Below are 12,649 nucleotides of genomic sequence, written 5' to 3' on the forward strand. Positions count from 1 at the left end.
TCTTAAACCTTTACCGCCAATTAAGCAGCGACGTACTCTTGAATTGAGGGTTTTGCGATATCTTCCATCGCATAGGCCTCGGCCAATAGGCGCGCTTCGGGCATTGGAAGCACATCATACGTCGGAAGGTCCAGTTCCGCGACTTCAACCATATTGGCCTGCTCGCTGCTCGGACATAAAAACAAAGCACCGATGTTTGCGAAAACCACTTGGTCTTGGGCAAATTCGATCGCTACGACGCGCAATTCTTCTGTTGCCGCCACACGTTGAATTCCGCGCAAACCTTCTAGGGCCAAAGCTGGGATCAATGCAAAAGGATCGCCAAACAGGTCTTCGGCCGCGTCGCTCTCGATCATCACGTCCTGTGTTGCCAAAAGGTAAACGGTTTCGCGGTTCCCAAGTGCCGATGAGGGAACTTCCAATAAGCTGTCCCCTGGAATTTGCGCCACTTGCTCATGGCGAACGGCTTTCACAACCTGCAAACCACCATCGAATGTAAGCACCCGATCTCCCGGAACGATTTTGGTTACATCACGCCATCCAAATTGTGTCGCGACGCGCGTTCCTGAAATCATTCCTGTGCGACGTGGCCGCTTGAAGTGGCCTCCACCATATGAGCCCGATGCTTCTGCAGTACGGTGCGCCCCCCGGCGGATAGGTTTTTTCAGCCCAAACATATCGTATCCCTCATTGAAACTGGGTGGCAGCCCAGCAGAACCAACATGGTTAACGTAGGGTGATTCCTATGCCCGAAAATCGACCAGAAGTTGTCTAAAATGCGGCACTGTTTCCCAACAGAACCCAATTGCGGAATAAGAGCGAAATTGTCTCACATTCAGAGCCACTCTAAGAAAATGAATAGGCAAACTGTTGAACATCTGCGGCCAGAAGAAGGCGGGCGTGCTCCGCATCAGCATCCGTATAATAGCTCCGATAATCTGCTTTACGCTCCGAAGTATTCACCTGCGCAATCGGCGAAAGCGAAAACCCGAGATGTTCCCAAAGGGGCAGCAGGTCTGTTTCCAAATGCTCCAACCGCAGGAAATGTGCATCCTGTGCACCACTCATATAGGACGCATAGTTGTTTAATTTCAGCGACGCCATAATCGAGGGCGCTCGGATAAACGCGGCAAACGGGAGGGTCTGGGCCAAGGTAACCGCCCTATGCGAAAAACTTTGGACACGCAGCCAGTGATAGTAACTCACCAAACGATCCCAAGGATTTCGCACCAACGTGAAGCAATAATAGCTTGGAACATCCTCATCCAGCCTCATAGCCACCGAGTAATTGGCGTGTTTGTTCATCCGTATATGGGGGAATTGAGTACGCTGGCGTTTGTGCCGCGCCTTGGCTTTTGGCGTATCCCCAATCAGAATATCATCCTTCATCGCACGCCCCTCAAGCGCAAGGCTCAGGGCGGTTCCCCCCGTTTTGGGAATATGAACAAAGACAAACTGGCGCCCAGACGAAATAATCATATCGTGTTTTACAAAACTCCCTACAAGGATACTAGCCTCACGCGTGTACGGCGTCTTATGTTTCTGGTAAATCTACCTAAATTACGGGATGTCCCGCCCTGAAATAAAGGAATTGTCGTTTGCGAACTTGTTGATCCCCCCTCCCTAAGTTAGGCTACTTTCATTCAAGAGGCAGCGCAGAGCCCACATGACCGCATTATCAGAATACGATCGGCTCGAAACCACGGGTCTTTGGCGCGAAACGCCCGAAGACCACAAGCGTGAAGTCATTGTGAGCTTTGGAAATGCGACCCTTGTTCTCAAAGATAAAGCCGAGCGCGCCTTGACCCACTGGTCCCTTCCCGCGATATCACGGCGAAATCCCGGAGAGCACCCCGCGATCTATAGTCCAGATGTAGAAGGAGGGGAGACGCTTGAACTTGATGAGACCTTTGCCATCGAAGCCATCGAGAGGGTGCTTAAAGTCATCGATCGGCGGCGTCCACAACCCGGGCGCTTGCGGCTTGTTCTCACGACCAGCATCCTCGCCGCTTTCACGGGGTTGATGGTTTTCTGGCTTCCAAACGCAATGGTCGAATACGCAACCAGCATCACACCCCAAGCCCAGCGCACTAAAATCGGCGATGACCTTTTCCAACAAATTCGGCGCGTTTCAGGGCACCCCTGCACACAGCCTCAAGCCAGCAATGCGCTCTCCAAAATGGCGCAACATTTGGGAGCAGAGCGCAACAAACTTGTGGTCGTGCGCACGGGCGTCGAAACATCCGTGAATTTGCCAGGTGGTTATATCATTTTAAACCGTCGATTGGTTGAGGATTTTGAGGATCCTAATTCGGTATCTGGCTATGTTTTGGCCGAACTCGAGCGCGCAAAAAACAACGACCCGCTTTATGAACTCTTGCAAGATCTCGGTGTGCGCGGCACGTTCCGCTTCCTAACATCGGGCCAGATCAGCATTCCTGCCCTCACCCGACACGCGGAAAAACTGCTGGCACAACCGCTCGCACCGGTCGATCCGGAACCGCTTCTCGCGAGGTTTGAGGCCGCGAATTTGCCCTCGACGCCCTATGCCTATTCGGTTGATATATCTGGGGAAACGACATTGCCCTTGATCGAAGCGGACCCTATTCCACAAGAGGCCTCAGACGCAATCATCACAGATGGCGAATGGGTCGCGCTTCAAGAGATTTGCCAATCTTAGGTTTTGGACAGACCCTACTTAACGAAGGCGTCTTTGAACCCAGCGGAATGCGCGGCATTCAACCCAACCTTAATGTCTGAGTTGCTCGCAAATGGCCCCAAATAGAGAACCTGCAAGCTTTTGCCATTTCGTTTCGTGTTTTGCACAGCCACAGGAAGCCCCATTTTCTGGAACTTTCTGATCGTCGCTTGCGCATTGCTTTCCACGCCAAACGCGCCAACCTGAATCAAACGCCCGCCCGATTTCACGGCTACGGTACGACTTGGCGTCGCTTTTGCGACACGTATGGACTTGGGTACGGTCTTTGTACCCGTCGCTGTTCGCCCTGTCCCGTTTGCGGCCTTATACCGCAAATGCGCCTGTTTTAATTCCACATCTTGGCCATTCTCGGCCACCAGTTTCATCGGTACGGTATCGGTCCACACTTTCAACATTTCCGCCTCGCCACGGGCGGTTCCAATTCCGCGCTTCGGATTCAAACGCCCATCGTCCCACACCGGTTTATATCCAGCCGGAAGCCGAGGGACGGGAGAAGCGGCGGGCGCCTGCGTCACCTGAACACTTCTAACCGCCGGCGCGGCAATCAGAGCCGTGGTCGCCAACGGTTTACCGGGCTTCGCGGAACTGCTCTTTGAGGGTGCGTTCGACACTTGGACTGTGTCTTGGATCGCGCGACCCTGCAGGGAAGGCTTATACCCACAGACCAATTTTCGGCTCTGCGTTACGCGCGGCACCCATGTGATCGAACGTCCCACACCTGCCCTGATAAAGACACACCCGTTGCTGTCCACATATTGCGCGGCCGTATAACTTGCGGGTGGAATTTCAGCAGGCCCATCGGAACTCGAGAGCGTTGCTGCGTTAACAGCAGCCCCAGAAAACAGGGTTGATAAGACGATGGCGACAGAATATTTTAAACGGTGCATTTTGTGCCCCCACACAATATATTGTGCGAGGATGCAGCAAAAGACTAATTTAGTAAAGGAAATGTTCGCCTATTTTGTGCCAAACATCCTATCACCCGCATCTCCTAGTCCCGGAACAATATATCCAGCGTCATTAAGGCGTTCATCCACAGATGCAGTAACGATCTGCACATCAGGATGCGCTTCTTTCATCCGCGCGATCCCTTCTGGGGCTGCCAAAAGACACAAGAAACGGATGTTTTCAGCTCCTGCCCCTTTGAGAAGATCAATCGCCGCAACCGATGAATTTCCAGTGGCTAGCATTGGATCTACCGCGATAACAAGACGGTCATTTAGCTCTGTGGGAACCTTGAAGTAGTATTGAACAGGCTGGAGCGTTTTCTCGTCGCGGTACAACCCAACAAAACCAACGCGCGCCGATGGGATCAACTCCAAAACACCATCAAGCAAGCCATTGCCCGCACGTAAAATAGAGATCAAAGCAAGCTTTTTCCCATCCAAAACGGGGGCCTGCATTTCCTGCATAGGGGTTTCAATCTTTTGGGTAGTCATCGGCAAATCAGCGGTGACCTCATAGGCTAGCAACTGGCTAATTTCCCGCAACAACTGGCGAAATACAGCGGTCGACGTCGTTTTCTCACGCATCAATGTCAGTTTATGTTGCACGAGGGGATGGTTCACAACGGTTAGGTGCTGGCTCATTTTAGGCCTCCAGTTTTTTGAGAATTTGGGCGCGTGTGGCGTCGGTACAGAATGCCGCTTCGGCCGCACCAATATTTAGGGCGCGGAAGGTGTCGTCGTCCCAACCGAATGTGCGGGAAAGCATTTCATATTCGTCTGTCATTGTGGTGTGAAAGAAGGGTGGGTCATCGGTGGAAACCGTAACCTTTACGCCAGCATCACGGAGCTTTTGGATCGGATGACTCGCCCAATCCGCATAGACACCAAGCGCTACATTCGAGCCGGGGCAAACCTCAAGCACGATATCCTTCTCAACGATTTCTCGCACCAATGCCGCATCTTCGATTGCGCGCACACCGTGGCCAATGCGTACGGCTTTGAGGTCTTGAATCGTGGCTCGTATTTCCTCGGGGCCGGACCATTCACCGGCGTGCGACGTGATTTTCAAACCCGCTTCCCGCGCCATATCAAACGCGTATGCGAAATCAGACGGCGTGCCGAATTTCTCGTCCCCGCCCATGCCAAACCCGACGACCCAATCGCCCGCCGTTTCAACGGCGCATTTCGCGGATTTCTTGGCCGCATCAGGGCCAAAGTGGCGGACGACCGTGGGGATACCGCGCAGAATAATTCCAGAGTCTTTTTCGGCTTTGTCAGCAGCCTCTTGCATCGCATGCAAATACTCGCGCCACGCAACAACATCGCCGCCGCCGCAAAAATCGGGTGCTAAAAATGTCTCAGCGTAAACTACACCATGCTCAGCGCAATTTTCAAGAACGGCGGATGTTAAACGCGCATAGTCTTCGGGTGTTTTAAGGCATGCGGTTGCCGCCTCATAGACCTTCAGAAAATCCCAAAAATCCGTGTAGGAATAGGCGCCATTCTCGTCAAAAACACCGTCGATGGACATGTTCTTTTCTTTTGCAAGGCTGCGGATAAATGCAGGAGGCGCGGCCCCCTCAAGGTGCAAATGCAATTCAACTTTTTTCAGCTTCGAAAAGCTCATATTAAGTTCCTTCCGGGCCCGTCCGAGGGCACCCCAAGATGATGCGCAAGCGTGGCTGCAACATCTGTAAATTGGCAAAGTCCGACTTCGCCCATCCCTGCTCCCCAAATCAAAACAGGGACGCGTTCGCGGGTATGATCAGTGCCGCCCCAAGTGGGGTCATTTCCATGGTCCGCGGTGAATATCACCAAATCATCGGAACGCAACCGCGCAATGAAATCTGGGATTTGAGCGTCGAACCATTCAAGGGCGCGCGCATAGCCCGAAACATCCCGACGGTGGCCATACAGACTGTCGAACTCGACGAAATTCGCAAAGGTCAGGCTTGAATCTACGGCGGCGTCCGCATGCTCTAGAAGGCGCTGCATGAGCGTGAGATCATCGCCTTTTACAACCTCGTCAATTCCGCGCATCGAAAAAATATCGCCAATTTTTCCAATAGCATAAACGTGTTTTCCAGCGTCGTGAACCCAGTCACAAAGAGCGGGCGCGGGGGGCATAATCGCGAAGTCTTTGCGATTGGACGTGCGGGTAAACCCGTCTTTGACTGATCCGACAAACGGGCGCGCGATGACGCGACCCACTTTCATTTCATGTAGCATCGGTGCCAATTTTTTGCAAAGATCGAGAAGATTTTGCAGACCAAAACGTTCTTCATGGGCGGCGATTTGAAACACGCTATCCGCAGAGGTATAGCAAATCGGCCAGCCCGTTTCCAAATGACGCGCGCCTTCCCGCTCGATAATTTCGGTGCCTGAGGCGTGGCAGTTTCCAAGCGTTCCCCCCGTCCCCGCCGCTTTACAAACCTCAAACAAAAGGTCATCATCAAAAGAATTCTCTTTGGGGAAATAATGCCAATCCCAAGGGACGGGCAACCCCGCAAGTTCCCAATGGCCCGAAGGCGTATCCTTGCCAATCGAAACTTCGGTGGCCGCCGCCCATTTGCCCGTCACATCCGTGAGTTTATCGGCAAACGTCGCCCCCGACGCGGCCTCGACCGCATGCCAAAGGCCAAGCGAGGCCAGATTTGGCAAGGAAAGCGCGCCGGAGCGCCCTTCCTCGGCATTTCCTGCCGCACATTCAGCGGCAATATGGCCGAGCGTATTTGCCCCTTCGTCACCAAAATCGACCGCATCCGGTGCGCCGCCACACCCAACAGAATCTAGGACAATAAGAAATGCTCGTGCCATCTAGGTCACCTTTTCGAATACAAGTTCATAGGGTTTTGGCGCGTCAGCCCCCAAAGTAATGGCTCGTGCCACGGCCTCGCAAAAGGCCAGCCCTTGCGCCTCGCTCTCGCAGTGGACCATCGCGAGCAATGTCCCCGCCTCAACGAAACTCCCCAGTCTGGCGATTTGTGAAAGGCCAACGGCGGGGTTAATCTTGTCGCTGCCAACAAGCCGCCCTCCACCCATTGCAACGACGAGATTGCCCAAAGCCCGACCGTCAATAGCCTGAACGAACCCGTCCATTTGCGCTTCTACCCCCAGCACACACCGCGCGGCGGGCAAACGATCCCGCCAACATTCGACGAAATCTTTGGGTCCGCCCAAGCGAGCCACTAGGCGTCCAAAACCTTCGGCGGCATGACCTCCATTGATCGCCTGACTTATTTGAAGCGCGCCAGTTATGCTATCACTCGCCTGCCCCGCGGAATGCAACAAGCTCCCGCCCAGCTGCTCCGTCAACTCAATCAAGGGGGCCGCTTTAGGGTTTGTCAGCAACTCCATCACAGAAATGATCTCAAGCGCGTTGCCCATACTCGTTGCTAAGGGTTGATTCATATCGGTCACAAGCGCCGTCGTGGGCGTTCCTGCCCCGTTTGCCGTTTGCACCAAGGTTTGTGCCAAATTACGCGCGTCATCCGGCGTTTGCATGAACGCTCCTGAACCCCATTTCACATCCAAAACCAGCCCCTCAAGGCCTGCCGCCAATTTCTTGGACAAAATCGATGCTGTGATCAGATCGATACTATCGACGGTCGATGTCACATCTCGAATGGCATAAAGGCGGCGATCCGCGGGCGCGATGTTGCTACTGGCACTGGCGATGGCAAAGCCGATGTCGCCGACGATCTGCTGAAAATCTTCAGTCGAAAGCTCCGTCGAGACACCCGGAATGGCTTCCAACTTATCTAACGTCCCGCCGGTATGGCCAAGACCACGCCCTGAAATCATCGGAACGAAGGCCCCACAAGCCGCAAGGGCGGGCGCAAGCAAAAGCGACACGCAATCGCCAACGCCGCCCGTGGAATGCTTGTCTAAAATCGGCCCCGGAAGCGCCCACTCTAGTCGCTCGCCGCTGTTGCACATTGCTTCCGTCAGCGCCACACGGCCCGCGTCCGTTAACCCGTTCAAGCAAACCGCCATGGCAAATGCGCCCGCCTGTGCATCCGAAACGGCACCGCTCGCCAAACCCTGCGCAAACCACTCAATTTCCGCCCCACTCGGAGTAGTCCCCGACCGTAAACAGGCTATGATTGAGCGCGCATCCACTTAGGTATTTTCCATATGAGCTTGCGTAAAGGCTCCGGGTAAAAGCTGCCCCATCGTGAGCGTCTGCGAATTTCCCTCAAGCGTCGTCATGGTGACTTTGGTTTCTGGCTGCGCAAATTCCGCCAACTTCTGGCGGCACCCACCGCATGGGCTTACGGGCAAGGGAGAATCCGCAATCACCAAAACCTCGGTGATCTCGGTTTGGCCTGCCGCAATCATTGCCGCAATCGCGCCTGCTTCGGCACAGGTTCCTTCAGGATAGGCGACGTTCTCGACGTTACATCCAGAAAAAATCTCGCCAGATGCCGCTCGTAGGGCCGCGCCAACTTTGAAGTTTGAATAAGGCGCGTACGCACGAGCTTGAACATCAGTTGCTGCTTTAAGAAGGGGCATTTAGAACCTCATTTTACCTATTGGTCAATATTGCCCCGCCCCCGGAAGGGATGCAAGGGAAACGGTAATTCGTAATTTATTTGCAAGTGGGGCGTATTGACCTAGTGTAAGCCGTTCAGATAGGCAGTATGGCAGGTAGTTTAATGCTAAACTATATATGGGAGGCCCACCATGAGTGACGCAAAAAATGACACAATCCGGCAAGCAGCATTGGATTATCACGAGTTTCCAAAACCCGGAAAACTGGAAATACGCGCGACGAAACCACTGGCCAATGGCCGCGACCTTGCCCGCGCTTATAGTCCAGGCGTGGCCGAGGCCAGCCTCGAGATCAAAAAAGACCCCTCAACGGCGCGCAAGTATACTTCGCGTGGCAATCTGGTGGCCGTCGTAACCAATGGGACCGCCGTTTTGGGCTTGGGCAATATCGGCGCCCTTGCCAGTAAGCCTGTCATGGAAGGCAAGGCTGTCCTCTTTAAGAAATTCGCGAATATCGACTGTTTCGACATCGAAATCAACGAATCTGATCCCGAAAAGCTGGCAGATATTATCTGCTCCCTTGAGCCAACCTTCGGCGCGATCAACCTTGAAGACATCAAAGCGCCCGATTGTTTCATCGTCGAGAAAATCTGTCGCGAGCGCATGGGCATTCCCGTTTTTCACGACGACCAGCACGGAACCGCCATAGTTGTCGGGGCCGCGGCAACCAATGCTTTGCGAGTCACGGGCAAGAAATTCGAAGACATCAAGGTTGTGTCCACGGGTGGCGGCGCCGCAGGGATTGCGTGTCTGAACATGCTATTAAAACTTGGCCTCAAGCGCGAAAATGTTTGGCTTTGTGATATCGCAGGTCTTGTCTACGAGGGCCGCACCGAAGAAATGACCCCACAGAAAGCCGAGTTCGCCCAAGCCAGTGACAGTCGGACGTTGGATGACGTTATTGGCGGTGCGGATCTTTTCCTTGGCCTCTCAGGCCCCGGAGTTTTGAAGCCTGAAATGGTCGCAAAAATGACCAGCCAGCCGATAATTTTCGCACTGGCCAACCCGAACCCAGAAATTTCGCCCGAAGACGTGCGCAAAGTTGCGCCAGACGCGATTATTGCAACCGGGCGTAGCGATTATCCCAACCAAGTGAACAACGTGCTTTGCTTCCCCTTCATCTTCCGTGGTGCACTGGATGCGGGCGCAACTGTGATCAATGACGAAATGCAAATTGCCTGTATCGAAGGTATTGCCGAACTGGCCCGCGCAACCACTAGCGCCGAGGCCGCCGCCGCTTATCAAGGCGAACAAATGACATTTGGGCGCGACTATTTGATCCCAAAACCCTTCGATCCACGTCTCATTGGGGTCGTGGCCAGCGCCGTTGTCAAAGCCGCCGCCGCCAGCGGTGTTGCCGAACGTCCCATCGAAGATTTGGACGCCTATAAACGTGAATTGGATGGTTCCGTCTTTAGATCCGCCCTCATTATGCGCCCCGTTTTCATGGCCGCAGCCACCGCAGAGCGAAAAATCGTTTTTGCCGAGGGCGAAGACGAGCGCGTCTTGCGGGCTGCGAGCGCGATGCTAGAGGACATGACCGACAAGCCCATCCTGATTGGTCGTCCAGATGTGATCGAAAGCCGTTGTGAACGCGCTGGCCTCAACATTAGACCTGGGCGTGACTTTGACCTCGTTAACCCCGAAAATGACTCACGTTATCGCGAATATTGGCAGACATATCATAAGCTTATGGCGCGGCATGGCGTCACTCCGGATATCGCCAAAGCCATTATGCACACCAATAATACCGCCATTGGTGCCATCATGGTTCAACGCGGCGAAGCCGACAGTATGATCTGTGGAACCTTTGGCCAATACCTCTGGCACCTGAAATATGTGCAGGAAATTTTGGGAACGGGGGAAGGCGGCTTGCACCCTGTAGGCGCGCTTTCGATGATGATCCTTGAGGACGGGCCGCTCTTTATTGCCGACACCCATGTCCACCTTGAACCGACGCCCGCACAAATTGCCGAAAGCGTGATTGGCGCTGCGCGACACGTGCAACGCTTCGGTGTCGCTCCCAAAATTGCTATTTGTTCCTACTCTCAATTTGGCAACTTAAACGGCGGCACAGGCGAACGCGCCCGCGCGGCGCTTGATATTCTCGACAGCCAAACCCGCAGTTTTGTCTATGAGGGGGAAATGCACATTGATGCGGCGCTTGACCCCGACGTTCGAGCGCGTATTTTTCCGGATTGCCGCCTTGAAGGGGCCGCGAATGTGTTGGTCTTCACCAATGCCGACGCAGCCAGCGGGGTTCGTAACATCTTGAAAATGAAGGCAAATGGACTTGAGGTCGGCCCCATCCTGATGGGCATGGGCAACAAGGCACATATCGTTACGCCCTCAATCACGGCGCGCGGCTTGCTCAACATGAGTGCGATTTCCGGTACACCGGTTGAATATTACGAATAAAATGTGGGGCGGCAATCGGGCGCAGGTCAAGACACCTGTATCCCCTTGCCGCCCCGTTCCAGCGCCGCTATCAATGCCTAGAGAGCGCGATTCTGAGGAGGATCAACCATGGGTTTCACCCGGGTTTATGAAGCGTGGAAGAACGACCCCGAAACATTTTGGATGCAGGCCGCCGAAGGTATTGATTGGGTTAAAAAGCCAAGCAAAGCGCTCTTTGACGACAATGCTCCCCTGTATGAATGGTTCAAAGACGGACAAGTAAACGCGTGCTACAACGCCGTTGACCGTCATGTTGAGAATGGCCGCGCGGATCAAACCGCCATCATTTACGACAGCCCCATCACCCATACCAAACGCGAAATCACGTTCCTAGAGTTACGGGATCGCGTGGCCAGCTTGGCGGGGGCTTTGCGGGCCAAAGGTGTCGAAAAAGGCGACCGCGTCCTTATCTATATGCCTATGGTTCCAGAGGCGCTCGAAGCCATGCTTGCCTGCGCGCGCCTTGGGGCGATCCACTCGGTGGTCTTTGGCGGATTTGCAGCGAATGAACTTGCCGTGCGGATTGACGACGCAAAACCAAAAGCAATCATCGCCGCCTCCTGCGGGGTCGAGCCCGGACGGGTCGTCCATTATAAACCCTTGCTGGATGGCGCGATCGACCTTGCCACACACAAGCCTGATTTTTGCATTGTTCTTCAACGAGAACAAGAGGTTGCAAAACTCATCGAGGGACGTGACTTTAATTGGCACGGATTTCAGCATGGCATTGCCCCGGCAGAATGCGTTCCCGTTTCGGGCGATCATCCCGCCTATATCCTCTATACTTCCGGCACAACAGGCGCGCCAAAGGGCGTCGTTCGCTCCACCGGCGGACACCTTGTTGCGCTAAACTGGACCATGAAAAACGTCTACAACGTCGACCCAGGTGAAGTCTTTTGGGCCGCATCGGATGTTGGTTGGGTGGTTGGACACAGCTATATTTGCTATGGTCCGCTTGTGCATGGGAACACCACAATTGTGTTCGAGGGCAAACCAATTGGCACCCCCGATGCGGGAACGTTTTGGCGAGTTATTTCCGAGCACAAAGTCGCAAGTTTCTTCACAGCACCAACGGCTTTTCGTGCTGTAAAACGCGAAGACCCGACAGGGGAGTTTATCAAAAAATACGACCTCTCCTGCCTCAAAACCGTTTATTTGGCGGGCGAGCGGGCAGACCCAGACACCATCACATGGGCGCAGGAAAAGCTGAACGTTCCGGTGATTGACCATTGGTGGCAGACCGAAACAGGCTGGGCGATCGCTGCGAACCCTATGGGAATTGAGGAGCTACCGGTAAAACTCGGCTCTCCTTCGGTTGCGATGCCCGGCTATGACGTTCAGATTTTGGACGAAGGCGGTCACCCAATGCCGACGGGTGGATTTGGGGCAATTGCCATCAAGCTCCCCCTGCCGCCGGGGACCCTTCCAACGCTTTGGAATGCCGAAAAGCGGTTTATGTCCAGCTACTTAGAACACTTCCCCGGCTATTACGAAACCGGCGACGCGGGTTATATCGATGACGACGGCTATCTCTATATTATGGCGCGCACCGATGACGTCATCAACGTCGCGGGCCACCGACTTTCGACGGGGGCGATGGAAGAGGTCTTGGCCAGCCATCAAGATGTTGCAGAATGTGCGGTTATTGGTGTCGCCGACGCGCTGAAAGGTCAAATGCCGCTGGGCTTGTTGTGTCTCAATTCAGGTGTGACACGGCCAAACAGTGAAATTACCGCCGAAATCGTAAAGCTTGTACGCGAAAAAATCGGGCCTGTTGCGGCCTTCAAAACGGCAATTGTGGTTGAAAGATTGCCAAAGACCCGTTCGGGGAAAATCCTTCGGGCGACCATGGTTAAAATCGCCGACAGCGAAGATTTCAAAATGCCCGCAACCATTGACGATCCGGTCGTGCTCGATGAAATTCGAGTCGCTTTGCAAACCGTCGGTCTGGCACAATAGGATTGGGCGGCCC

At 54.1% G+C, this 12,649-nt stretch carries 11 protein-coding genes; 3 read left to right on the forward strand and 8 right to left on the reverse strand.

Going from position 1 to position 12,649, the window contains the following annotated elements; all coding sequences use genetic code 11:
- Nucleotides 1-20: 20 nt before the first annotated feature.
- Entirely contained in the window at nucleotides 21-677 is a 657-nt protein-coding gene (locus AB9F29_RS06000) for a Hint domain-containing protein (protein ID WP_369754958.1), read from the reverse strand.
- A 169-nt stretch (nucleotides 678-846) separates the two neighbouring features.
- The gene (locus AB9F29_RS06005; RefSeq protein WP_039002702.1) at nucleotides 847-1,479 is read right to left on the reverse strand and encodes a sulfotransferase family 2 domain-containing protein; all 633 of its coding nucleotides are present in this window, start codon (nucleotides 1,477-1,479) and stop codon (nucleotides 847-849) included.
- Nucleotides 1,480-1,666: 187 nt separating this feature from the next.
- Here AB9F29_RS06005 and AB9F29_RS06010 point away from each other — a divergent pair, with 187 nt between their 5' ends.
- Nucleotides 1,667-2,680: a hypothetical protein gene (locus AB9F29_RS06010; protein WP_335584959.1), complete on the forward strand. Its 1,014-nt coding sequence runs from the start codon at nucleotides 1,667-1,669 to the stop codon at nucleotides 2,678-2,680.
- Between the two features lie 14 nt (nucleotides 2,681-2,694).
- On the opposite strand, the gene AB9F29_RS06015 is transcribed toward AB9F29_RS06010, so the two are convergent.
- From AB9F29_RS06015 to cdd, 6 genes are all read right to left on the reverse strand, one after another.
- Nucleotides 2,695-3,606, reverse strand: coding sequence for an SPOR domain-containing protein (locus AB9F29_RS06015; protein WP_369754959.1), 912 nt, complete (start codon nucleotides 3,604-3,606; stop codon nucleotides 2,695-2,697).
- A gap of 69 nt (nucleotides 3,607-3,675) precedes the next feature.
- Nucleotides 3,676-4,308, reverse strand: coding sequence for a uracil phosphoribosyltransferase (gene upp, locus AB9F29_RS06020; RefSeq protein WP_369754960.1), 633 nt, complete (start codon nucleotides 4,306-4,308; stop codon nucleotides 3,676-3,678).
- A gap of 1 nt (nucleotide 4,309) precedes the next feature.
- Nucleotides 4,310-5,293 carry an adenosine deaminase gene (locus AB9F29_RS06025; protein WP_369754961.1) on the reverse strand — a complete coding sequence of 328 codons (984 nt, stop codon included), beginning with the start codon at nucleotides 5,291-5,293 and terminating at the stop codon, nucleotides 4,310-4,312.
- Nucleotides 5,290-6,483, reverse strand: coding sequence for a phosphopentomutase (locus tag AB9F29_RS06030; RefSeq protein ID WP_369754962.1), 1,194 nt, complete (start codon nucleotides 6,481-6,483; stop codon nucleotides 5,290-5,292). The genes AB9F29_RS06025 and AB9F29_RS06030 overlap by 4 nt, the downstream gene beginning before the upstream one ends.
- Nucleotides 6,484-7,788: a thymidine phosphorylase gene (locus AB9F29_RS06035; RefSeq protein WP_369754963.1), complete on the reverse strand. Its 1,305-nt coding sequence runs from the start codon at nucleotides 7,786-7,788 to the stop codon at nucleotides 6,484-6,486.
- Complete coding sequence (cdd, locus tag AB9F29_RS06040; protein WP_039002709.1) at nucleotides 7,789-8,181, reverse strand: cytidine deaminase; 393 nt, start codon at nucleotides 8,179-8,181, stop codon at nucleotides 7,789-7,791.
- Nucleotides 8,182-8,352: 171 nt separating this feature from the next.
- Here cdd and AB9F29_RS06045 point away from each other — a divergent pair, with 171 nt between their 5' ends.
- Both AB9F29_RS06045 and prpE read left to right on the forward strand, forming a co-directional pair.
- A complete protein-coding gene (locus AB9F29_RS06045; protein ID WP_335584964.1) occupies nucleotides 8,353-10,638 on the forward strand; it encodes an NADP-dependent malic enzyme in 2,286 nt (761 codons plus the stop codon).
- A 108-nt stretch (nucleotides 10,639-10,746) separates the two neighbouring features.
- Nucleotides 10,747-12,636: a propionate-CoA ligase PrpE gene (gene prpE, locus AB9F29_RS06050; protein WP_369754964.1), complete on the forward strand. Its 1,890-nt coding sequence runs from the start codon at nucleotides 10,747-10,749 to the stop codon at nucleotides 12,634-12,636.
- Nucleotides 12,637-12,649: the final 13 nt, after the last annotated feature.

The sequence above is a fragment of the Falsihalocynthiibacter sp. S25ZX9 genome (assembly GCF_041205405.1).
Lineage (GTDB): Bacteria > Pseudomonadota > Alphaproteobacteria > Rhodobacterales > Rhodobacteraceae > Falsihalocynthiibacter > Falsihalocynthiibacter arcticus.